We start from the raw sequence: 22,408 nt of genomic DNA on the forward strand, positions 1-22,408 counted from the left end.
TTCTCAGCATCGGAGTTCCCGCTGTGTCACCCGACAAACCAGGCGCCGCGGGCGCCTGGATGTTTCCGGCACTCGCGGCGGTCACGAACGGTGAGTGCCGTCGCCGAGCGCGATACGGTCGATACCGGGCTGCTCGACGTCGGAATCGTCCAGAATGCCGCGCGTATCGACGACGACTGGGTTATTCGCCGCCGCGCCGATCACCGACCAGTCCAGCTCGGCGAACTCCGGCCACTCGGTGAGCAGTACGACAGCGGACGCGCCCTTGGCGACCTGGTACGGATCGTCGACGAGCCGTATGTCGGCCACCGCCCGCTGCCGGTCGCTCGGCACCTCGGGGTCGTAGCCGGTCAACACCGCTCCTTCGCGGGCAAGCGCGTCGGCGACGGCCAGCGCGGGGGAGTCGCGCAGGTCGGCGGTCCCCGCTTTGAAAGTCAGCCCAAGCAAGCCGATGCGATGTCCCGCGATGCGACCGCACTCCTCGCCGGTCACGGCCCGGCGGACGTCCCGCACGACCCGATCGAGTTGTTGGGCGTTGACGTCGATGGCGGCCCGAACCAGGCCGAAGTCCAGCCCTGCGCGCCTACCGGTGCGGAGCAGCGCCACCGTGTCTTTTGGCAAGCACGAACCGCCCCAGCCAGGCCCAGGCCGCAGAAACGACGCCCCGATCCGGTCATCCAGCGCCATCACCCGCGCGACCTCGCCGATCTCCGCCCCGACCCGTTCGCACAGCGCCGCCAGCAGGTTCGTGTATGACAGCTTGACCGCGAGGAACGCGTTGCACGCGTACTTGGCTAACTCGGCGCTGACCGGGTCGGTGCGCACGATCGGCGCGTCGACACCGTCGTACATGCGCTCGACCAGGTGGCATGCCCAGGCGTCGGACGCGCCGATGACGATCCTGGCTGGCCGCAGGAAGTCCTCGACGGCGTGGCCTTCGCGCAGGAACTCCGGGTTGCTGACCACGGCGACGTCCGCGCGGTTCAGCAGCCGCTCCGCACGATGCGCGCTGCCGACCGGGACGGTCGACTTGCTCGCCACCACCGCGTCGGCGGGCAGCAGCGTCGCGAGCTGACGTACGACCGAATCCACCGCGCTGGTGTCGGGATCGCCGGACTCGTCCATGGGCGTCGGCAGACACAGCATGACGACGCCGCAGACCGCGAGCGCCTCGATGTCGGACGTGAACGACAGCCGCCGCGCGCGGGTGCCATCGTGAACGATCTCGTCGAGACCAGGTTCACGGACCGGGACGGCGCCGCCCCGCAGCTGGGCGACCTTGCGGCGGTCGGTGTCCACGCAGACGACGTCATGCCCCAGATGGGCAAGGCATGCCGCCGTGGTGAGTCCGACGTACCCCGCGCCGACGACGCCAATCGTGCCGGTGGTGCCAATCGCGCGTGCCATCAAGACCACCTCTTGAGCAACGCGGTGGCTTCCCGGAACACCGTTACCGGGTCGATCCGCAGCAGCCCGGCGGACGGCTCGTCGCCGAACGGGTCGCCGACCTCGCCCGCCCACAGCGTCACATGCCGGTCGTCGGGAGGCGGACCCCACCGCGACGGTGACGTCGGGCCGAACAGCAGCACCGACGGCGTGCCGTACGCGGTGGCCAGATGCCCGATGCCGGTGTCGCCGGACACCACCAGCCGCGCGTCGGCGACAAGGGCCGCGAGCGTGTGCAGCTCGGTGTGACCGGCGAGCGTCGCGCTCGACGGCAATCCCGCTTGGCGCACGACATCGGCGGCGAGAAGCCGTTCGTCGCCATTGCCGGTGACGACGACCTGGTGGCCCTGTTCGGCAAGTGCGTGGGCGACGACGGCGAACCGCGACACCGGCCACCGCCGAGCCGGATACGCGGCACCGGGGTGCACCACGACCGCGCCTGTCGCGGGACTGGACCGATTGGGCCGGGCGAGCTGGAGTTCGTGCCGGTCGGCGGTCAGCCCGTACTGTTCGAGTAGCAGGCACCACCGATCGACCTCGTGCACGTCGTCGGGCCACGACGGGCCGTCGACGTCGGGAAAGTCCGGATGGCGATGCGTGAGCACCTCGGCAGGATGCTGCGCGAGCAGGTCCGCGATGCTCTGCGGGCCCTTGCCGTGCAGGTTGACAGCGATCTCGGGCGGCTCGCGCGGCCAGTCGAGCACACCGAGCCCGCGCGTGGGCACCACTTCGTCAACCGCGCCGCACAGCCGCGCCAACGGCTCCAGCCCACCGGGCGCTGCGAGCGCGATCCGGCGATCGGGGAACTCTCGCCGCAGTGCCCGGAGCGCGGGGAGCGCGGTAAGGAAGTCGCCAAGGCCGAGCGCGCGCAGCACCAGCACCTCGCCCGAGACACCGGAGGACGCGGGGACCGACGCTCCGGGCGACGTCGGGGCCGGGATAGCGCCGGCATCGGCGCGGGTCGGCGTGGTTGTCATGGCCACGACCCCTCCTCGGAGCAGGCCACCACCAGCTCCCGCACCTCGCAGCCCGGCGGCTGACGCAGCGCGAACACCACGGTCTCCGCGACGTCCTCGGGCGCGTTCAGCGGCGCGCCCTCCGGCGGCCGGTACTGCTCCGGGCGCTCGTCGAAGAATTTGGTGTGCATTCCGCCGGGCACCAGCATCGTGACGCCGATACGGCCGGACGTCTCGGCGGCGAGCGCACGGCTGAACCCGGTGACGCCGAACTTCGACGCGCAGTACGCGGTGGCGTCGCCGACCGCGCGCAGCCCCAGCGTGGAGGAGCAGGTCACCACGGTGCCCTCGGCGCGCTCAACGTGCGGCAGCGCGGCGCGCACCACCGCGGCGGTGCCGAACAGGTTGACCCGCACGACGTGTTCCCAGTCGGCGGCGGGGATCTTGTCCAACGGGCCTGGGACGTCAATGCCCGCTGCCGTGAACACGCCGTCGACGCGGCCCGCGCGGTAGACCAGCTCCTTGACCGCGGCCGTCGTCTCCTCAGTGTCGGCAAGGTCGGCGCGCACGTGGTCGACGTCGGCGGCGGGAGCGTCACGGTCGATCACCACGGGGGTGCCGCCCGCTGCCGCGATCGCGTCGACGGTCGCCGCGCCAAGCCCAGACGCGCCGCCAGTGACCAGGATCGTGCCGAGTGGCCTCACGTGGCTCCCTCCTGTCCGTGGGTGCTCGCCGCGGTGGCGGCGAGTTTCGTGGTCGAGTAGTCGCCGAGCAGCGGAAGCAGCTCGATGCGCCCGCCGTTGCGCCGGACGACGTCGGCTTCCGGCAGCGTGTCCGGGTCGTAATCGCCGCCCTTCACCCAGACGTCGGGACGCAACCGGTCAAGCACGCTGGTCGGCGTCGGCTCGTCGAAGATCACGACGCCGTCCACCGCGGACATCGACAGCAGCAGCCGAGCGCGGTCGTCCTCGGAGAGGATGGGACGTCCGGGGCCCTTGAGCTGCCGCACAGATCTGTCGGAGTTCAGACACACCACGAGGGCGTCGCCGAGTTCGCGAGCGCGCTCCAGTAGCCGGGTGTGGCCAGGGTGCAGTAGGTCGAAGCAGCCACCGGCGGCGACCACGGTGCCGCCGTCGCGGCCGATGCGCTCGGCGACGTCGAAGGCCGAGACCCCGGACGACGCGGGCGTGGTCGGCACGGCAGCGGCGACCGGTGGTGACGCCGATGCTGCCGCATGGGCCCGTGCGGCGTGGGCCTTCGGTGTTGCCTTGAGGGACAACCCCGTCGCCCCACCCGCCGCGACGAATCGCGCCGCGCTGTCTACGGCGGTGGTCACGGCCGCCTCGGTGTCGACGCCGGTGAGTAGCTCCGCCGCCACGGCCGAGGCGAACCGGTCGCCCGCGCCGCAGGTGTCGGCGTGAGCGCCCGCCGCGCGGTCGGCGGCGCCGGGGGAGACCGGGATCGTGCGGGTGCCGCCGTTGACGGTGAGCAGCGCGCCGCGCGCGCCGAGCGTGACGGCGACGCCGTCGCAGCGCCACGCGTGCCGCAGCAGCGAGGCGATGTCCCGGACACTTCCGTTGTTCGTGTGGGATCCGCCGGGCGTCCCGAGGGCGAGACTGTCGTATCTGCCCGCGTCACTGGCGCCGTCGCACAACCGCCACGCCTCCGGTTCATTCGGCGTCACCAGCCGGGTGCGGTCCACTGGCGATGCGCCGGACGGGTGCGGATCCCACACCACCGGGACTCGCTGCGCCAGCTCGGTCAGGTGCGCGCGCAATGCCTGGTTCGACGTGATGCCCCTGCCGTAGTCGGACACCAGCACGGCGCCTGCCGCGTCCAACGCCTGGTGCACCCGGTCGTCCAGCGGGGCGTGCTCGGCCCTGCCGTCGCCGGAGTCCATGCGTAACAACGACTGCCCGCCCGCACGCACCCGGCGTTTGCACACGGTGGCACCCCGCAGCGGCACCGGCACCACCTCGGCGGCGTCCGCGAGCAGCCGAGTGAGCCTGCCGCCCGCCTCGTCGTCGGCGATCGCGGTGATCAGCACGACGTCCGGTGTCGAACGGGTGGCCAGCGCGGCTGCCAGTCCCGCGCCGCCGGGCCGCAGCCACTCGTCACCGACGTCGACCACCGGCACCGGCGCCTCGGGGCAAAGCCGGTCGGCGCGTCCTTCCAGATCGACGTCGAGGAACGTGTCGCCGACGATCACGAGCGGTGCGCCCGATGGTTCGGACCTGCGAGCAGTCCTCACGTCCGATGGTTCGGACCTGCGAGCAGTCCTCACGAGGCGACCCCCAGCGCGTGGTCGACGACGGCGCACAGCGCGTGCACGATCGCCAGGTGCATCTCCTGCACGGTGGCCACGTGGTCGGCAGGCACCGCCACGGCGTCGTCGGACAACGACGCGAGTGGGTTGGGCGCCCTGCCGGTCAGCGCCCAGGTCATCATGCCGCAGCCGGACGCCGCCTTCGCGGCCGCGATGATATTGCCGCTGCGGCCGCTTGTGGACAGTCCAATGAGGATGTCGCCTGGCCTGCCATGTGCGCGCACCTGCCTGGCGTAGACCTCGTCCGCGCCGTAGTCGTTGCTGATCGCCGTGGCGGCCGAGGTATCGGCGTGCAGCGCGATCGCGGCGAGGGGTATCCGGTCGTCGACGAACTTGCCGAGCAGCTCACCCGTCAGGTGCTGCGCCTCCGCGGCGCTGCCGCCGTTGCCGCAGGCCAGTAGCCTGCCGCCGTGCCGGAGCACGTCGGCGAGCTGGTGGCCCCACCGGCTGACGGTCGGCGCGGCGAAGCGGGAACGGTCCAGCGCCGTCGTCAGCGCCGACCAGTGCCGGTCAACTGGCGAGACGTTGGTCATTACGGTCCACCTCCTCAGGTGAGTGGCCAGGCGTGAGCTGAGCGACGGCGCCGACGACCTGGTCAGGATCGAGCGAGTCGAGGCAGGGATGTCCGGTCACCGGACACGTCCTTGCCCTGCTGCCACGGCAGGCAGCGGCCTGGTCGCCGAGCAGCAGACACTCGACGCCGTACGGCGCCCAGCGTCCCGCCGGCACGACCGGCGCGAACAGCGACACCACGGGGGTGCCGACGGCGGTGGCCAGGTGCGCTGCCGAGGTGTTGGGCGCGACGACGGCGGCGGCGTTGTCGAGGACGGCGGCGAGCTGCGGCAGCGACGTCTTCCCGCCGAGGTCAAGGACGGATTCGGGGTCGCCCGCGCTGTCGCTGATCGCGTGGGTGAGGTCGGTGTCGCCCGGTCCGCCGGTGACGACGACTCGGTGTCCGGCCTCGGTCAACCCCCGGACAATGGCGGCGCTGGTCGCGGCGGACGGCTGCCGCGCGGCGGCCGACGCGGCTGGGTGCACCACGATGTAGCCGGGTTCGCCGACGAGTCGCCGTACGCCCGGCAGCGGATGTTTGACACGCGGATGCCAGTCGCGGCGTGGTAGCCGGAAACCCGCCGCCGCGGCGAGTGACAGTCCGCGCAATGCCTCAGGCGGGTCACCGTCGACGCGATGGCGCAGGTCGAGCAGCGAGCCGGGGTAGTCGTCGCTGATCGCGCCAATCCACGGCACGCCAGCCAGCCGCAGAGTGAGCGCCAGCGGCAGCGGCGACTGGTGGAACGACGTCAGGATCAGCGCGGCGTCCACCCGCAGTGCTCGGATTCGCCGGACGATGTCGTCGATCATGCCGGCATCGACCGGGGCTGGTTCGGGGTCGATCCATGGCGCTCGCCAGCACACGATCTCGTCCACACCAGGCAGCAGTTCGGCCGCCGCGCGCCCGCGTGGGCCGACGAGCATTGTGACGGCGTCCGCCGAGCGGGCCACAGCTCGCACGCACGGTCCGGCGAGTAGGACGTCGCCCAGGTTGTCCAGGCGCGCGACGAGGACCCGGCCAGTCATGACACACCTCCTAGGCTGATCGCCTCGGTCAGGTCGCGAGCGAGGCGTCGCTCGCGACGGGCGCGCAGCACCTCGACCGGGCGGGTGCGGGGGCTCGGCACCAGCACGCCGCGTGCCCCCGCGTTGTCGGCCGCGCGAAGGTCCGCCTCGGTGTCACCGATGACGACGCAGCCCGACGGCGCGACACCGAGCACGTCGGCGGCGCGTCGCACCAGACCGGCGCCGGGCTTGCGGCAGTCGCAGGCGTCGTCCGGTCCGTGTACGCACATCTGCCAGGTGTCGAACGGGCCGAGCAGCGCCTCGACGCGGGCGTTGACGGCGGCCAGTTGCCGTTCGGTGAACCGCCCGCGCGCCAGGCCGGACTGGTTGCTCACCACCCCGACCGGCACCCCCGCCTCGCGGAGCCGTTGGAGGGACTCGGCCGCCCCCGCCAGCGGGCGCACGCCGTCGGGGTCCGCGAGATAGGGGACGTCCTCGATCAGCGTGTCGTCGCGGTCGAACAATACGGCGGTTCGCGCACGAGTCGACGCCGCGCGCCGAGCCGCGACCTCGCCGCGCAGCCGGTGCCAGCAGGCGGCGGGCGGGATGAGCGCGCTCGTGACCGCCATGGTGGCGACCTCACGCGGCGTCCGCGGACCAGGCAGGATGCGCTTCACCGCGAACCCGGCCGTCAACGCCGCCCACACCGCGCTCGCGGTCAGCGCAGCCCGGGGACGTCCCGCCGCACCGGCGGCAACAGCGACCGCGAACGCGGCTGTCGCACGCACGTGCGCGCCGAGTCTGCCCGGTCCCGCACCCGCCAGCTCGCGCCAGCTCGCGCCGTACGTGCGGCGCATCAGGGCGTCTGCGGCGTTGCCCCGCTGTGCGCGGACACTCGTCAGCAGCGCCTCGGAGCGAACGGGATGGCCCGTGACACGCTCGCCGCGCACGATGCGGTACCCGGCGCGCTGGATGCGCAACGCCAAGTCGGAGTCCTCCCGATACGCGCGGGGGAAACGCTCGTCGAATCCGCCGACCTCGGCGAGCACCGAACGCCGGTATGCCATGTCCGCGGTGATCCACCACGCCGTCATCAGGCCCGCCGCGTCGCGTTCGTTGTCGGTGAGCGGCCAATCCGGCAGCGGTACCTCCAAGCGCGCCTGGCTGCCCGCGCAATCGGACGTCAGGTCGCTGATGTCCTTGACGAGCCTGCGCGGCCATTCGGCGGCGATGCTGACGTCGTCGTCGACGAAGGCGATCCACTCGGTTGCCGCCGCGCGCCAGCCGACGTTGCGTGCCGCCGCTGGGCCGCCGCCACCGGAGGTCAGCATCCGCACTGGCATGTCGAGATGTCCGACGTCAATCGGCACGCCCGAGCGGCGATCGTCCACCACGATGACCTCGGCGGGGTCGGGGCCCTTGGCGCTCTCCAGAGCACACAGCAGGGTGTGGAGGTTGTCCCTGCCCGCGGTCGGGATGACCACGGTGTAGTCGAGCTCGGTCGGTGTTCGCGACACTCTCATGCGCGCCTCACTAGGTAGGGGCCGATAGCGAGCACGTCGATCGGCGCGGATCCGAAGCACTCCAACGCATCGCGCGGGTCGTCCGCCATCGGGCGGCCCGCCGTGTTCAGGCTGGTGTTGACGACGGCGGGCAGCCCGGTGCGCTTCTCGAACGCGGTGAGCATGTCGGTTAGCAGCGGCTGGTCGTTGGCGTCGACCGTCTGGATGCGTGCGGTGCCATCCACATGGGTCACGGCGGGGATGCGCTCCTGCCACGACGGGGCGACGTCGTGCACGAACAACATGTACGGGCTCGGCAGCGGCCCCCGGCTGAACAATTCGTCCGCGCGGTCGGCCCGTACCATCGGCGCGATCGGGCGGAACTGCTCGCGGCCTTTGACGTCGTTGAGCCGTTCGATGTTGCCGGCCTTGCCGGGATGGGCGAGCAGCGAGCGGTGGCCGAGCGCGCGGGGGCCGAACTCCGCCCCGCTCTGGAACCACGCCACGACCTTGTCGTCGGCGAGCGCGTCGGCGACCTCCGACGCGAGGTCGTCCGGCTGCTCGTAAGAAACCTTGGCGCGCCGCAGCGTCCGCTCGATCTCGGCGTCGTCGAAGCTCCTGCCGAGGTCCGTACCCGCCATCGGCGTGACTCGGTCGCCCAGGTCAGTGGCCACGTGAAGGGCGGCTCCCAGCGCCGTGCCCGCGTCGCCTGCCGCCGGCTGCACCCAGACCTCGTGGAACGGGCTCTCGTCGTGCAGTCGGGTGTTGGCGACGCAGTTCAGCGCGATACCGCCTGCCAGCGCGAGGTTCTGCTGTCCGGTGCAGCGGTGCAGCCACCGCGCCAGGTCGAGCAGGACGTCTTCGAGGCGGCGCTGCACGCTCGCGGCGAGGTCGGCGTGTTCCTGCCGCATCGGCTCGTCCGGCGCGCGACGGGGTGCGAACGCCGCGAAGTCCATCGGGGGCGCGTGGAACCCGCCGTCGTCGGTGGCGTAGACGTCTTCTGCGAGGCGGTCGGCGAAGCGGGGCTCGCCGTAGGAGGCCAGCGCCATCACCTTGTACTCGTCGCTGGAACGCGTAAACCCGAGGTGTTCGGTCAGCGCCTCGTACCAGAGTCCGAGCGAGTGTGGCAGTCGCTGGTGGGTGATCTCGTCCAGCTCGCCGTCGCGGTACTCGCCGGCCAAATAGGACTCCGTCTCGCCCCGGCCATCGGCCGTCAGGACGGCGGTGTCGCCGAGCGGCGCGGCCAGCCCGGCCGACGCGGCGTGCGCGACGTGGTGGCGGACGAACCGGACGACGCCGGGATCGAGTCCTGGCAGTGCGGTGGCCAGGAAGTGCGGTGTGCGCCGGGCATACATCGTCCGGAGGTCTTCCCAGCCGGGGTCGAGACCGTCGAGCGAGTGGTCGACGAGGTCTGGGTCGTAGGAGTAACCAATAGCGTCCACATCGGATGGTGCAAGGCCAGCGACGTCGAGGCACCACCGCGCCGCCTGCTCCGGCAGCTCCCACGCCGCGAACGGCACCGGGCGCTTGCCGTGCTTGCGACGGGAGAACCGCTCCTCCTCGGCCGCCGCGACGACATGGCCGTCAACGACCACCGCCGCGGCGGGGTCGTGGAATACGGCGTTGATCCCGAGTACACGCATGATGCTGTCCTCTGCAACCGGGTCGTGCGAGCGGCCGGTCTGCCGCGCGCCGTCTACTGAATCGCTACCCACCGCAGCGACGCCCCAAACAACACACAGGTGAGCAGTGGGTTCCGTGGGGTGGGCGGAAAACTGTCATTCACCGCGTGTGGCGGACTGGACGTCGCCGACGTCTGCGTCCGCGAACCACCCGATCGTCCGCCGTAGTCCGTCGGTGAGGTCCGTGCGCGGCGACCAGCCGAGCACGGCGCGGGCGCGGGTGATGTCCGGACACCGTTGGCGCGGGTCGTCCGGGTCCGCCGCCACATGCCGCACCGGAGAGCCGCGCCCGGCCAATCGGCGGACTTCGTCCGCGATGGTAATGACCTGTAGTTCGTCGGGATTGCCGATGTTGACCGGCTCATGCTCCGCACTGGCGGCGAGCGCGAGCAGCCCGTCGACGGTGTCGTCGACGTAGCACAGTGACCGCGTCTGGGTGCCGTCGCCGTGGACGGTAACCGGCTCGCCCGCGAGTGCCTGCCGCACGAACGTCGGCACCATGCGGCCATCGTCGGCGCGCATCCCTGGGCCGTAGGTGTTGAAGATGCGCGCGATCGCGACGTCCGTGCCGTACTCGCGGTGATAGGCCGCCGTCAGCGCCTCGGCATAGCGCTTCGCCTCGTCGTAGACGCTGCGGGGCCCGATCGGATTGACGTTGCCCCAGTACGTCTCCCGCTGCGGGTGCTCGAGCGGATCGCCGTAGACCTCGCTGGTCGAGGCGAGCAGGAACCTGGCCGACGACGTCCTCGCCAGCTCCAACGCGTGCCGTGTGCCGTCCGCGCCGGTCCGCAACGTCTCCAGCGGCAGCCGGAGGTAGTCCACGGGCGACGCCGGGCTCGCCAGGTGCGCGACCAGATCGAAGCGGTCCAACGGTGGCAACGGCCCCGCGACGTCGTGTTCAAGGAAGCGGAACCCGTCGTGTCGCAGCAGCCACGCGATCGCGCGCGTGGTGCCGGTGCAGAGGTCGTCAACGCACACCACCTCGGTGCCGTCGCGCAGCAGCCGATCGCACAGGTGGGAGCCGACGAAGCCGCCACCGCCGGTGACGAGCGCTCGTTCGAACCGTCGGGAGATCATGCCGTGGTATACCCCGGCCTGACCGGTACAAACGCCGCGAACGACGTGCCGGCCGCGATTACTCGGCGGACGTAGCGGGTATAGCGGTCGCATGCGGGTGTTGGTGACCGGCTGGCCGAGCTTCCTGCACGGCGAGGCGACGGCGGGCGATGTGTTGAGCATGTGCCGGGTGTGTGACGCTCTCGGCGAGTGGGGCATACCTTGCGAGACGGCGTGGAGTCCTCGGTTCCTACCGTCGGAGCGAAGCCTCGACGACGTCGATCCGGCGGTGTACACGCATCTGGTGTTCGCGTGCGGGCCGGTGACCGGCGACCAGGTGGCCGCGCTGCACGAGCGGTTCGCGCGGTGCTACCGGATCGCCGTCGGCGTCAGCGTCGTCAACCCCGCCGACCCCGCAGCCGTGGGATTCCACCGCATCCTGCCGCGCGACGGGGGAGCGGCATGCCACGCCGACCTCGCCGATCCCGCGGACACGACTCCGGTACCGGTCGCGGGGGTCGTGCTCGCGCCGAGCCAGCGCGAGTACGGCGCTCGCGGATCCCACGACCGGGTGCATGCGGTGTTGGACGACTGGCTGTCCACTCTCAACGCGGCGCTGTTGCCGCTGGACACCCGGCTCGACACCACTGACTGGCAGCACCACGCGACGCCGGACCAGTTCACCGCCGTGCTGCGCAGGCTCGACGTCGTCGTCACGACGCGCATGCACGGCCTTGTGCTCGCCGTGCGTTCCGGTGTGCCCGCTATCACCGTCGACCCGATCGACGGTGGCGGCAAGGTCACCGCGCAGGCCGCCGCGCTGCGCTGGCCCGCCGTCCTCGGCGCGGATGAGGTCAACGCTGAGCGGCTCGATACCTGGTGGCGGTGGTGCCTGTCTGGGGAGGCGCCCGAGGCGCTGCGCACAGCGGGCGGCGATACCCGACTGCTGGAGTCGTTGTGCGGCGCGCTGCGGCTGGAGCTCGCGGCATGACTGACGAACACGCGGGAGGGCGCACCAGCGTCGTGATCGCGACTCGGAACCGCGCGGCCACACTGGCCGTGACGCTGCGGCGGTTGCTCGAACTCCGACCGCGCCCGCCGATCATCATCGCGGACAACGCCTCGACCGACACCACCGGCGACGTGGCCAGCGCACTCGCCGAGCGGCACGACGGCGTCCGGGTGCTGCGGCTCGCCGAGAACCTTGGTGCGGCGGCCCGCACCCTCGGCGTGCTCGCCGCGCCCACACCGTATGTGGGGTTCAGTGACGACGACTCGTGGTGGGCGAGCGACGCGCTCCCGAGGGCTGAAGCCGTGTTCGATCGATGTCCGAACGTTGGCCTCATCGCTGCGAGAACCGTGGTGGAACCGCGCGGCGAGGTCGACCCGACGTCGCGGGCGATGGCGGACAGCCCATTGTCCACTGGGGACGACCTCCCCGGCAGGGAGGTACTGGGATTCCTGGCGTGCGGCGCGATCGTGCGCCGTGCCGCGTACCTCGATGCGGGTGGGTTCAGCCGCCTGCTGCAGCTGGGTGCGGAGGAGAAGCTGCTCGCCTACGACCTCGCCGCGCGAGGATGGCGGCTGCGGTACGTCCCGGAAGTGCGGGCCCACCATGAACCCGCCGTCCGTGACGACGCCGACCACACCCGCCGCAAGGCTCTCGTCCTGCGCAACGACGTGCTGATCAGCGTGCTGCGACGGTCGCCGAGCACGGCACTGCGCTCCGGGTTGGCACTGGCCGTTTCGGCGACCCGCGACGTCATGGCGGCCCGGGCCCTGGCGGGACTGGTACGCAAGCTGCCCACCGCGCTGTGGCAGCGCCGTCGGCTCCCGCGCGGCGTCGAAGCGAACGTACGGCTGCTGGAGCGCTGAAGCATGCGAGTGACCGTCGTGATGATGACGCACAACCGCCGCGACGAGTTGCTGCGCACGCTGCGGCACATGACCGCGTTGCCGGACGCCGCCCCGATCATCGTCGCGGACAACGCCTCGACTGACGGCACCGCCGAAGCCGTGGCCGCATTCCAGCGGAATCACCCCGACGCCGACGTCGCATTGCTGCGCTGCGGACGCAACCTCGGGGCGATCGCGCGGAACCACGCCGTCGCCGAGTGCGACACCGACTACGTGGCGTTCTGCGACGACGACACCCGCTGGCAGCCCGGCGCGCTGACCCGCGCGGCCGACCTGCTCGACGCCCACCCCGGTCTGGCGTCGATCACCGGCCGTTGCCTGGTCGAACCGGAGCTGGCCGAGGACCCGATCACACCCGAGCTGCGGCACTCCCCGGTGCCTGGCCCGGACTGGCTGCCCGGACCGGCGCTGTTCGGCGTCATGGCGGGCCTGACGACGTTCCGAGCCGAGGCGTTCCGTGAGGTCGGAGGGTTCTCGGAGCGGATGTGGCTCGGTGGTGAGGAGGAGCTGCTCGCGCTTGACCTCGCCGCGCACGGTTGGTGGATGTGCTGGGACCCGGACATCGTGATCCACCACGCGCCGTCGCGGGCGCGCGACCCACGTCGCCGCAGGCAACTCGGCATCCGGAACACACTCTGGACGCTGTGGTTGCGGCGTCCGGTGCGCAGCGCGCTGCGCCGTACGGTAGACGTCCTGCGCTCAGCACCGGCCGATACGGCAACCGCCGCCGCCGTGGCCGAGGCCGCCGCGTCGGTGGGCTGGGTGCTGCGGGAACGGTGCGTCGTGCCGGACCGAGTGGAGAACGGACTCCGGCTGCTGGAGCACTCCCAGCGCCACTCAACGGCACGGCGCTACGTGGGGTGATGCCCCGGCGTGGGCTGACGCCGCGCGGTGAGGTGATCCGCGCTACGTCGGCTGATACACCTCGGTCATCGGCTCCTGCACACTCGCGGGCAACCGGTAGCTGGCGTAGGCGGCGTTAATGACCGGCTGCGCGACGTTGCGCACCGGCACCCCGCCCGGCGTCACGCCGCGCTCGCTGCCGAAATGCGCGTGGCCGTGCAGCGCGAGCGCGGTATCGCAACAGTCGATCGCGTTGCCGAGCTGGTACGCGCCGAGGAACGGGTAGATCTCCGGCGGCTCGCCGTGCACCGTCTCCGGGATCGGCGCGTAGTGCGTTAGTGCCACCTTGACGTCGCAGTCCAGTGAATTCAGCGTTGTCCGGAGCCGGTCGGCGGCCGCGACGGTGTGGGAGATGAACGCCTTCATCTCCGGCTCACCGAACGCGCTGCCGCACTTGCCCTCGAAACCGCCGCCGAAGCCCTTTACCCCGGCGACGCCGAGGGTGCCGCCGGGCAGCGACAGGACGACGCCGTCGCCTTCCAGCACGTGGATGTCGGCGTCGGCGAGCACCTCGGTCACCTCGGGCACGGCGTCGCGGTCGTAGTCGTGGTTACCGAGCACCGCGATCACGGGGACGTCGAGTCCACCGAACTCGTCGGCGACAACCCGCGCCTCGGCCACGGTGCCATGCCGGGTCAGGTCGCCCGCCAGCAGCAGGACGTCGGCCTTGTCCGCGATCCGGCCGAGGGCGGGGCGCAGGGTGCCCGCGGCGTCCTTGTCAAGATGGACGTCCCCGACAGCGCCGATCGTGATCATTCGATGTCCTCCGCTTCGCCGGGTTCCGCCGCACTGACGACGGTGATGTCGTTGGTGACGTGTAGGCCGGGCTCCGCTTCCTGCGCCACGACGTCAACCTCCGTCTTGCGGGCCGCGGAGGCGACGGTGCCCGTGAGGCGCACTCGATCACCTCGCACGGAGATCGCGACGCCGAGCTCCGAGGTGCGGGGGTCCTCGGCCAGCGCGCGGCGCAGCCTGGCGGCGCGGTCGTGCGGGGCGACGTCGTGCTGGGCGGCGTACTCGGTGGCGTGTTCGTGTGCCATGGTCACTCTCCTCGCTGGGCGCCAACGGTGGGCGCGAGCGTCGCTGCCTCGGGCACGAGGCCGGTCTCGGCGGCCAACCACAACAGCGCGCGGGCGTATGGCGAGTGCTCGGTCGCCGTACGCACCGCCGCCCAATCGACCTGCTCGCGTAGCGCCGCGAGGATCGGCAGCAGCGGCGTGAAGTCGCAACGCTCGGGGTTGAGCACCAGGATTTTGTCGATGACGACGTCGGTGGCGGGCAGCACCGGCACCACCGTGTCGCCGAGCCGCCGGGGCACCGCCCGGTTGAGCAACTCGTCGGTGACCGGCCGCCTATTCGGTCGGTGGATCAGGTCGACGAGGCATGGTCCGTCGTAGGCCTTGGCGAGCCAGTCGTGGGGCGCGTCCGCCGCACGCATCCCCGCCTCGACGAGCGCATGCCGTGCCGGGACGACGTCGCGCTCGGCGAGGAAGATGTCCACGTCGTGCTCGCTGACCGGACCGCCGTGCGCGTACACCGCACAGCCACCGCCCAGGGCGAACGGGACGCCTGCCGCACGCAGTGCCTGGGCGGCTTTGGCGGCGGTCGCGCTGAGCTGGTCCTCGTCCACAGCCATGTCGTGTGGATACCCGTGGTGATCTGGGCGATAAACCGTCGGTGCTCGCGCTGTCGCGGTTCGTCGGCGCGGCAGGCGGGTACTCCGACGGCATGGCAGAACAACAACCACCCCAGCAGCAGCAACCACCCGGCGAGACGCCCCCGATGCGGCCGCAGCCGCAGGACACGATGGCGGACTACGTGGGCAGAGATCTGCTCGCTGACCGCGTCGCGCTCATCACCGGCGGCGACTCCGGCATCGGTAGGGCGGTCGCGATCGCCTTCGCGAAGGAAGGCGCCGACGTCGCACTCGCGTACCTGGAGGAGCACGACGACGCCGAGGAGACCGCCAACCACGTGCGCGGCCACGGACGCCGGTGCGTCCTGCTGCCCGGTGACATGGGCGACGCCCAGCACTGCGTGGACATCGTCGAGCAGACCGTCACCAAGCTCGGCGGGCTGAACATCCTCGTGAACAACGTGGCCACCCAGATCCCGGTGGACAAGCCGGACGAGATCACCGCAGAACAGTGGCTGCGCACCTTCGACGTCAACATCCACAGCTTCTTTCACGTCACCCACGCTGCGCTGTCACACCTGGGCGAGGGAGACGTTGTCATCAACACCGGCTCGGTGAACGGCCTGCGCGGCAACAAGTCGTTGATCGACTACTCGGCGACCAAGGGCGCGGTGCACTCCTGGACCTATGCCATGGCGCAGGCGCTTGCGGACCGGGGTATCAGAGTGAACTGCGTGGCGCCGGGTCCGGTGTGGACGCCGCTGATCCCGTCGACCTTCGGGGCGGAGAAGGTCACGAAGTTCGGTGGCAACGTGCCGTTCGGTAGGCCAGCGCATCCGGACGAGATCGCGCCGTCGTACGTGTTCTTCGCGGCGAACCAGTTGTCGTCGTACTACACCGGCGAGGTTATCGCCGCGCTGGGCGGCGAGACACACCCGGGGTGAGGGCACGACGCCGCCGTTACAACGTCGGGGGCTCGGAGTGCACCACCTTTGTCGTGGTCATTTCCTCCAGCAGCTCGGGGCCGTAGCCGAAGCCTTCGCCGCTGCGGCCCCGAGGATGGGCGGCCCCGCCGGGCGCGCCGCCGAAGACCGCGTTGATTTTCACCGAGCCCACGGGCAGTTCCCGCCACGCCTGCTGGGCGTGCGCCATCGAACTGGTCAGCACCGTCGCCGCCAGTCCGTAGCCGCTGTCGGTGGCCTCGGCGAGCGCGTGGTCGAACGATCGCACCGCGCGGACCGGGGCAACTGGCCCGAACGTTTCTTCCGACATCACGGCCATGCTTGGTGTGCAGTCGGTCAGCACGGTCGCCGGGTAGTGCGAGCCACCGCCGCTGGGCAGCGTGCCACCAATCGCGCGGTACGCACCCGCGTCCACCGCCGCCATCACGGCGTCGTGCACTTGCTCGCGATGCTGGTGGTCCACCAGCGGCGGCACCGAGGCGTCGGCGGCGGCGTCGACCAGGGCGCGCAGGAACGGATCCAGGACAGCTTCGTGCACGTAGACGCGTTCCACGGACACGCAGATTTGGCCCGCGTTGGCGAACGCTCCCATGGCGGCCTGCCGCGCCGCCCAGCCGGGATGGACGTCGCGGTCCACGATCAGCGGGTCGTTGCCGCCGTTCTCCAACAGCACCTTGGCGCCGGTGCCCGCCGCCCCGATCGCGATGTCGCGCCCGGCCGCCGTGCTGCCGACGTGCGCGATGAGCGCGATACGAGGATCGCCCGTGAGAGCCGCGCCTACCTCGCCGTCACCGACAAGCCGGCACAGCACGCCGTCCGGATGGACGTCGGCGAGCAGTCCGCACAGCAGTTCGCCGGTGCGCGGACACCGCTCGCTTGGCTTGTGCACCACGGTGTTCCCGGTGACGAGCGCCGCGCCGAGCAGGCCGCAGGCGACGGCGACCGGGTCGTTCCACGGCGTGATGACCGCGACGACGCCGCGCGGCTGGGAGATCATGAAATCCGTCGCGCCGTAATCGCCCTGCAGTGTCTTGCCGCGATGCAGCGGGCCTAGCTCGGCGTACTGTTCCAGCGTCCCCGCCCCCGCGAGAACGCCCTCCCGCGCCTCGTCGCGCGGCTTCCCGGTCTCGGCTTCGTTCAGTTCGGCGAGTTGTTCGACGTTGTCCCTGACGACGGCGGCGGCGCGGCGTAGTGTCGCGCCTCGCTCGGCCGGGGAGGTGCGTGCCCACTCGGGCTGGGCCACGCGCGCGGACACGATCGCGTTCTCCACATCGGCGGGTGTGCTCACGGCGACGGCGCCGAGCGACGACCCGTCGTGGGGGCTGCGGATGTCGATCGTCCGCTGCCCGTCTTCGGTGCTCCTGGGTGCGGTGTGAGGCTGTGTTGTGGTCACAGGGCTGCCACCTTCTCGTTTGGTTCTTCGGTTTCGGCGAGTTGGGCACGGACGCGGTGGTAGATCCGCTGGGTGTCCGCGGCGATGCGGTTCCACGAGTAGCGCGACGCCACTCGCTTGCGCCCCGCGCTGCCATAGGAACGTCGCAACGCCGGGTCTGCCAGGAGTTCTTGGGCGGCGTCGGCGAGTTCGCGCGGCTCCCGCGGGGGCACCAACGTGCCGGTCACACCGTCCACGACGGTGTCGGTCAGTCCGCCGACGGCGGCGGCGATCACCGGGACACCGGAGGCCATGGCTTCCAGCGGCACGATGCCGAACGGCTCGTACCACGGGACGCACGCGACGACGTCAGCGGAACGTAGCAGCGCGGGCATGTGCTCGCGCGGGATCTGGCCGGTGATGCGCACCCGGTCGGCGACGCCATGCCTGCGTGCGATCCGCAGTAGCCTGCGGGCCTCGTCGTCATCGTGCAGCTCGTCCGGTCGAGGACCACCCACGATGACCAGCTCCGCCGTTGGCAGGTGCCGCAGCGCCGCGATGGCGATGTCGAAGCCCTTGCGGGGAACCAACCTGCCGACCGTCACGATCCGATGTGGACAAACACGCCGGGGGACGTCAGCGGCATTATCGGCGTCGGCGGTGAAACGCTGGAGGTCAACGCCGCACGGCACCACCGACATCCGTGTGTGCGGCGTACCCATGCGTGCCAGTTCGAACAGTTCGTCCGAGCAGGTCGCGAGGACGCGGTCGACGTCAAGGCTGAGCCGGCGTTCCAGTTCGACGCGGTTCGCGGGGCTGGTGTCGGTGCTGCCCTGGTGGCGGCGCTTGACGACGCCGAGGGCGTGGAACGTCTCCGTCACTGGGATGCCGAGTCCGTGCGCGCCGCGCACGCAGGCCAGTCCGGACATCCAGAAGTGCCCGTGCGCGATGTCCGGCGCGGAGCGCGACCACGTGCGGTGCAGCCAGTCGCCGAACTCCGGCATGTACGGTAGCAGCTCGTCGCGTGGGATCGGCTCGGCTGGCCCTGCTGGCACGTGGACGACGTCGTAGCCCGCTGGCGTGCGGATGCGCTCGGGCTGCGACGGGTCGTCGCGGCGGGTGTAGACCGTGACCGCGTGTCCTTTTCGTCGTAGCGCCGCCGACAGCTCCGCGACGTGCAGGTTCTGCCCGCCCGCGTCGACGTTGCCCAGGGCCGCGAGCGGACTCGCGTGCTCTGACACCATCGCGATGTGCATGTGACTCCCTCCCGCTGTGTCAGGTGCTGACAGCAGCCAGTACCTCGTCCCAGGCCCGCAAGAACGTGTCCAGGTCGTAGTGGGTGACCGCGAAGTCGCGCGCCGCCTTGCCGCTGTCGGCCGCCAGGTCCGGGTCGCGCACGAACCGCCGGACCGCATCGGTCAGCTCGGCGACATTGCTGGATACGACGCCCGCTTCCGGCGGGATCGCGGCCGGCGCCTCGGTGCTCGCCACGGCGACCACCGGCATGCCGAGATACATCGCCTCTAACAGCGACAGCCCAAGCGACGTCCACCGCGCGGTGTGCACGTACACGCGCCGTCGCGCCATCTCGTCGTGCACCCGATGCTGTGGCAGGTCGGCGATTCCGGTGACCTGGGCGTAGCGGTCGCGGACGTCGCCGGCACCGATGCCGAAGACGTCGACCGGCGCGGCCTGACCGAACGTGGTCAGCAGGTCGGTGCCGGTGATCCGCCACCGGCGCATCGGCTCGTTGATGAGCACGGCCGCGTTGGGCAGCTCGCCCTGGTAGCGCGGGCCGGGATCGACGATGCCGTGCTCGATGACGCGGGTGGCGCAGCGGCCGTTGTCCCACATCAGGTCGTTGAAGTGCGTCACGTGCACCAGCGGGATCTCCCGCTGGTCGGCGAGCGGATGGCGGGTAGCAGCGGCGTGCTCCGGCGGGGTGTTGTGCTCCACGAACACCGCGGGCACGTCAACACCCGGCCGCTTGCCCAGCCACCGCTCGGCGAGTTTGAGCTCGTCCTCGCGTTGCAGCACGACGACGTCGACGTCGGTGTCGGCCAGGTCGTCGGGGGAGACCTCGGTGGTGGCGGGCCAGTCACGCCCGCTGCGCCCCCGGCCCCACGGCCCGCCTTCCGGTAGGGCCGGCAGCAGATACTCGTGGCCGCCCCGCACGAACGACGTGGTCCATGAGCCATGCACGTGCCAGAGCAGCACTCGCAACGGTCGTCTCGCTGTCGGCATACGCAAAGAATTGCCGCAGTCGCCGTCTATAAACGTCGCCGCGGAGCGTCACCGTTTCCGTGACCACACGTGTCGGTGTCTTCGCCGCGTTCGCTGATTAGCCGCGCGGCCTGCCGGGAACTCCTCGCGAAGACGCGTAGGGCGAACCGAGGATCTAGATCGAAAGGCAGCTGATGAGCGGCTTCTTCGGAGCGGGCCAGGGACCGAGCCCGTTCGACGAGTTCATGGCACAGTTCTTCGGCGGTGGCGCTCCGGGACGCCGGGCGTATTCGGTCGACATCATGCGGCTGATGAGCGACCAGGCGCGTGCTCTCGTGTCGGAGGCGGCGACGCGCGCGGCCGAGTGGGGTAGCAGGTCGCTCGACACCGAGCACCTGCTGTGGGCGGCGACGAAGACGTCGGGCAGCAGGGATCTGCTCAGCCAGGCGGGTATCGACGTCGACGCGCTGGCGTCCGAGATCGAGCAGTCCGCCCAGCTGGGGGATGGGACGCGGCCGCCGCTGCATCTGACGCCCGCCGCGAAGCGGGTGCTGCTCGACGCGCACCAGATCTCGCGCGGGCTCGGCACGACGTACATCGGCCCGGAGCACCTGCTGCTGGCGTTGATGGCCAACCAGGAGACCATAGCGGGCAAACTGCTCGCGCGGCATGGCGTGACCCCGGAGTCGATGCGGCGGGGTCCCGAGCAGCAGTCGCCACCCGGTGCTGGTCAGCAGCAGACGTCCACGAAGACGTTGGACCAGTACGGCCGCGACCTGACCGAGCTGGCGCGGCAAGGCGAGATCGACCCCGTCATCGGCAGGGACGACGAGATCGAGCAGACCATCGAGGTGTTGGCCCGGCGCACCAAGAACAACCCGGTGCTGATCGGGGAGGCTGGTGTCGGCAAGACCGCGATCGTGGAGGGGCTGGCGCAACGGATCGTGGACGGCCAGGTGCCGATCACCCTGGAAGGACGTCGTCTCGTGCAGCTCGATCTGACCGCGATGGTCGCGGGCACTCGGTACCGGGGTGACTTCGAGGAGCGGATGACGAACCTGCTCAACGAGATCCGGGAGCAGAGCGACAAGCTGATCATCTTCGTTGACGAGATCCACTCGATCGTCAGCGCGGGGTCGTCGGAAGGCTCGCAGGGAGCGGGCAACATGCTCAAGCCCGCGTTGGCGCGCGGGGAACTGCATGTCGTCGGCGCGACGACGTTGGACGAGTACCGCACCGGTATCGAGGCGGATCCGGCGTTGGAGCGCCGGTTCCAGCCGATCCTGGTGCCGGAGCCGACGACGGAGGACACGTTCGCGATCCTGCAGGGACTACGCGACCGGTATGAGGCGCACCACCAGGTGCGGTTCACCGAGGAGGCGCTGCATGCCGCCACGACGCTGTCCGATCGCTACATCACCGACCGGTTCCTGCCGGACAAGGCGATCGACCTGCTCGACCAGGCAGGCGCGCGAGTGCGCACCCGGATCGGGCGCAGGCCCGCCGAGGTGCGGGACCTGGAGGCGAGCGTCGAGCAACTGGAGCGAGACCGCGACCAGGCCGTGTCCGAGGAGAACTACGAGCGGGCGTCGGCGATCCGCGATGAGCTGAAGGAGATCCGCGGACGCATCAAGGAGGCGTCCGGCGGGCCGGCGCCCGACGTGCCGGACGTGACGGCCGAGGACATCGCGCAGGTGGTGTCTCGGTTGACCGGTATTCCGGTGCGGCAGCTCACGACGGAGGAACGCCAGCGGCTGCTGGAGTTGGAGCAGCACCTGCACGAGCGCGTGATCGGGCAGGACGAGGCGGTCAGTGCGGTCGCCGAGGCGGTGCGCCGGTCGCGTGCGGGGTTGGCCGAGCCGAACCGGCCGTCGGGGACGTTCCTGTTCCTCGGCCCGACCGGTGTCGGCAAGACCGAACTGGCGCGGGCCCTCGCGGCGGCGCTGTTCGGCGACGAGGACCGGATGATCCGGCTGGACATGAGTGAGTACGGGGAGCGGCACAACGTCAGCCGTCTCATCGGCGCGCCACCGGGTTATGTCGGCTACGAGGAAGCCGGGCAGTTGACGGAGTCGGTGCGGCGCAAGCCGTACTCGGTGGTGCTACTTGACGAGATCGAGAAGGCCCACCCCGAGGTGTTCAACGTCTTGTTGCAGGTGTTCGACGACGGCAGGCTCACCGATGGAAAGGGGCGCACGGTGAATTTCACCAACACCGTCGTGATCATGACGAGCAACGTCGGGTCGGAGCTGGTCGTCAGCAGCACGCAGGGCGCGCTCGGGTTCGCGCCCGCGAGTGAGGCCGACACGGACCGGCCGGTGCGGGACCGGCTGATGCGCCGACTGCGCGACGAGTTCCGGCCGGAGTTCCTGAACCGGATCGACGACATCATCGTGTTCCGGCGGCTGGAGGCTGAGCAGCTACGCCACATCACCGAGCTGCTGCTGGAGGACACCAAACGTCGCGCGCACGCCCAGGGTGTCGACGTTGAGTTCGACGCAGAGGCGATCACGTGGCTGGCCAACGCGGGGTATCAGCCGGAGTTCGGCGCCCGGCCGCTGCGGCGCACCATCCAGCGCGAGGTCGGCAACGAGTTGTCCCGGCTGCTGCTGGACGGCACGGTCCATTCCGGCGCGAAGGTTCGCATCGGCGTCGCGAACGACGCACTCACCTTCGAGACAGTGTAATTCCCAGCCGGAATGCCGGGCGCGTGGTGAAGGCGCGCACTTCTTGAGAACGGGTTACCGTCGCATTCTCGCGCGCCGCGATTTCGAATATCGGGCATTGAATCTTCCGGTTCCATCTGATCAGTTTTTGACCCGCGTCACGACGCCGAAGTACGGTGATTTTGATGTGTCGGTGACGCGATC

At 70.7% G+C, this 22,408-nt stretch carries 20 protein-coding genes; 5 read left to right on the plus strand and 15 right to left on the minus strand.

All coding sequences use genetic code 11. The features are described 5' to 3' along the window. Positions 1-81: 81 nt before the first annotated feature. From ACFQGD_RS17210 to ACFQGD_RS17250, 9 genes are all read right to left on the minus strand, one after another. Positions 82-1,407: a UDP-glucose dehydrogenase family protein gene (locus ACFQGD_RS17210; protein WP_345396971.1), complete on the minus strand. Its 1,326-nt coding sequence runs from the start codon at positions 1,405-1,407 to the stop codon at positions 82-84. Further along, a complete protein-coding gene (locus ACFQGD_RS17215) occupies positions 1,407-2,423 on the minus strand; it encodes a glycosyltransferase family 9 protein (protein ID WP_345396974.1) in 1,017 nt (338 codons plus the stop codon). The genes ACFQGD_RS17210 and ACFQGD_RS17215 overlap by 1 nt, the downstream gene beginning before the upstream one ends. After that, positions 2,420-3,106 carry an SDR family oxidoreductase gene (locus ACFQGD_RS17220; RefSeq protein ID WP_345396977.1) on the minus strand — a complete coding sequence of 229 codons (687 nt, stop codon included), beginning with the start codon at positions 3,104-3,106 and terminating at the stop codon, positions 2,420-2,422. Before ACFQGD_RS17220 ends, ACFQGD_RS17215 begins: the two co-directional genes overlap by 4 nt. Continuing rightward, positions 3,103-4,653, minus strand: coding sequence for a PfkB family carbohydrate kinase (locus ACFQGD_RS17225; RefSeq protein ID WP_345396980.1), 1,551 nt, complete (start codon positions 4,651-4,653; stop codon positions 3,103-3,105). The genes ACFQGD_RS17220 and ACFQGD_RS17225 overlap by 4 nt, the downstream gene beginning before the upstream one ends. Positions 4,654-4,682: 29 nt before the next feature. After that, positions 4,683-5,261, minus strand: coding sequence for a D-sedoheptulose-7-phosphate isomerase (locus ACFQGD_RS17230; protein ID WP_345396983.1), 579 nt, complete (start codon positions 5,259-5,261; stop codon positions 4,683-4,685). Then, on the minus strand, positions 5,239-6,306 hold the full coding sequence (locus ACFQGD_RS17235; RefSeq protein WP_345396986.1) for a glycosyltransferase family 9 protein: 1,068 nt from the start codon (positions 6,304-6,306) through the stop codon (positions 5,239-5,241). The genes ACFQGD_RS17230 and ACFQGD_RS17235 overlap by 23 nt, the downstream gene beginning before the upstream one ends. Further along, positions 6,303-7,808 (minus strand): HAD-IIIA family hydrolase, encoded by a 1,506-nt coding sequence (locus ACFQGD_RS17240; RefSeq protein WP_345396989.1) that lies wholly within the window; start codon positions 7,806-7,808, stop codon positions 6,303-6,305. Before ACFQGD_RS17240 ends, ACFQGD_RS17235 begins: the two co-directional genes overlap by 4 nt. Continuing rightward, a complete protein-coding gene (locus ACFQGD_RS17245) occupies positions 7,805-9,430 on the minus strand; it encodes a carbamoyltransferase family protein (RefSeq protein ID WP_345397046.1) in 1,626 nt (541 codons plus the stop codon). Before ACFQGD_RS17245 ends, ACFQGD_RS17240 begins: the two co-directional genes overlap by 4 nt. A 135-nt stretch (positions 9,431-9,565) precedes the next feature. Further along, complete coding sequence (locus tag ACFQGD_RS17250; RefSeq protein ID WP_345396992.1) at positions 9,566-10,546, minus strand: UDP-glucuronic acid decarboxylase family protein; 981 nt, start codon at positions 10,544-10,546, stop codon at positions 9,566-9,568. Positions 10,547-10,637: 91 nt separating this feature from the next. Between ACFQGD_RS17250 and ACFQGD_RS17255 the strand changes: the two genes are divergently transcribed. From ACFQGD_RS17255 to ACFQGD_RS17265, 3 genes are read left to right on the plus strand one after another with little or no spacing between them, the layout of a single operon-like run. Further along, complete coding sequence (locus ACFQGD_RS17255; RefSeq protein ID WP_345396995.1) at positions 10,638-11,516, plus strand: polysaccharide pyruvyl transferase family protein; 879 nt, start codon at positions 10,638-10,640, stop codon at positions 11,514-11,516. Continuing rightward, positions 11,513-12,400 carry a glycosyltransferase family 2 protein gene (locus ACFQGD_RS17260; protein WP_345396998.1) on the plus strand — a complete coding sequence of 296 codons (888 nt, stop codon included), beginning with the start codon at positions 11,513-11,515 and terminating at the stop codon, positions 12,398-12,400. Before ACFQGD_RS17255 ends, ACFQGD_RS17260 begins: the two co-directional genes overlap by 4 nt. 3 nt (positions 12,401-12,403) lie before the next feature. After that, positions 12,404-13,306 carry a glycosyltransferase family 2 protein gene (locus tag ACFQGD_RS17265; RefSeq protein ID WP_345397001.1) on the plus strand — a complete coding sequence of 301 codons (903 nt, stop codon included), beginning with the start codon at positions 12,404-12,406 and terminating at the stop codon, positions 13,304-13,306. A gap of 42 nt (positions 13,307-13,348) precedes the next feature. On the opposite strand, the gene ACFQGD_RS17270 is transcribed toward ACFQGD_RS17265, so the two are convergent. From ACFQGD_RS17270 to ACFQGD_RS17280, 3 genes are read right to left on the minus strand one after another with little or no spacing between them, the layout of a single operon-like run. Beyond that, complete coding sequence (locus ACFQGD_RS17270; RefSeq protein WP_345397004.1) at positions 13,349-14,101, minus strand: metallophosphoesterase family protein; 753 nt, start codon at positions 14,099-14,101, stop codon at positions 13,349-13,351. After that, entirely contained in the window at positions 14,098-14,385 is a 288-nt protein-coding gene (locus tag ACFQGD_RS17275) for a BON domain-containing protein (protein ID WP_345397007.1), read from the minus strand. The genes ACFQGD_RS17270 and ACFQGD_RS17275 overlap by 4 nt, the downstream gene beginning before the upstream one ends. Before the next feature lie 2 nt (positions 14,386-14,387). Further along, positions 14,388-14,981: a nucleotidyltransferase gene (locus tag ACFQGD_RS17280; protein ID WP_345397010.1), complete on the minus strand. Its 594-nt coding sequence runs from the start codon at positions 14,979-14,981 to the stop codon at positions 14,388-14,390. A gap of 92 nt (positions 14,982-15,073) precedes the next feature. Between ACFQGD_RS17280 and ACFQGD_RS17285 the strand changes: the two genes are divergently transcribed. After that, entirely contained in the window at positions 15,074-15,925 is an 852-nt protein-coding gene (locus ACFQGD_RS17285; protein WP_345397049.1) for an SDR family oxidoreductase, read from the plus strand. A 16-nt stretch (positions 15,926-15,941) separates the two neighbouring features. Here ACFQGD_RS17285 and ACFQGD_RS17290 read toward each other — a convergent pair whose 3' ends face one another. Genes ACFQGD_RS17290 through ACFQGD_RS17300 form a run of 3 tightly spaced genes read right to left on the minus strand, consistent with a single transcriptional unit; the run spans position 15,942 to position 19,559 of the window. Then, positions 15,942-17,336 (minus strand): aldehyde dehydrogenase family protein, encoded by a 1,395-nt coding sequence (locus tag ACFQGD_RS17290; protein ID WP_345397013.1) that lies wholly within the window; start codon positions 17,334-17,336, stop codon positions 15,942-15,944. Continuing rightward, positions 17,333-18,571, minus strand: a complete 1,239-nt coding sequence (locus tag ACFQGD_RS17295) for a glycosyltransferase (RefSeq protein WP_345397016.1) — start codon at positions 18,569-18,571, stop codon at positions 17,333-17,335. The genes ACFQGD_RS17290 and ACFQGD_RS17295 overlap by 4 nt, the downstream gene beginning before the upstream one ends. Positions 18,572-18,590: 19 nt before the next feature. Next, on the minus strand, positions 18,591-19,559 hold the full coding sequence (locus ACFQGD_RS17300) for a glycosyltransferase (protein ID WP_345397019.1): 969 nt from the start codon (positions 19,557-19,559) through the stop codon (positions 18,591-18,593). Between the two features lie 173 nt (positions 19,560-19,732). Between ACFQGD_RS17300 and ACFQGD_RS17305 the strand changes: the two genes are divergently transcribed. Beyond that, positions 19,733-22,225 (plus strand): ATP-dependent Clp protease ATP-binding subunit, encoded by a 2,493-nt coding sequence (locus tag ACFQGD_RS17305; RefSeq protein ID WP_345397022.1) that lies wholly within the window; start codon positions 19,733-19,735, stop codon positions 22,223-22,225. The last annotated feature ends 183 nt before the right edge of the window (positions 22,226-22,408 follow it).

Origin of the sequence: Haloechinothrix salitolerans (genome assembly GCF_042662605.1) — a bacterium.
GTDB classification, from domain to species: Bacteria; Actinomycetota; Actinomycetes; order Mycobacteriales; family Pseudonocardiaceae; genus Haloechinothrix_A; species Haloechinothrix_A salitolerans.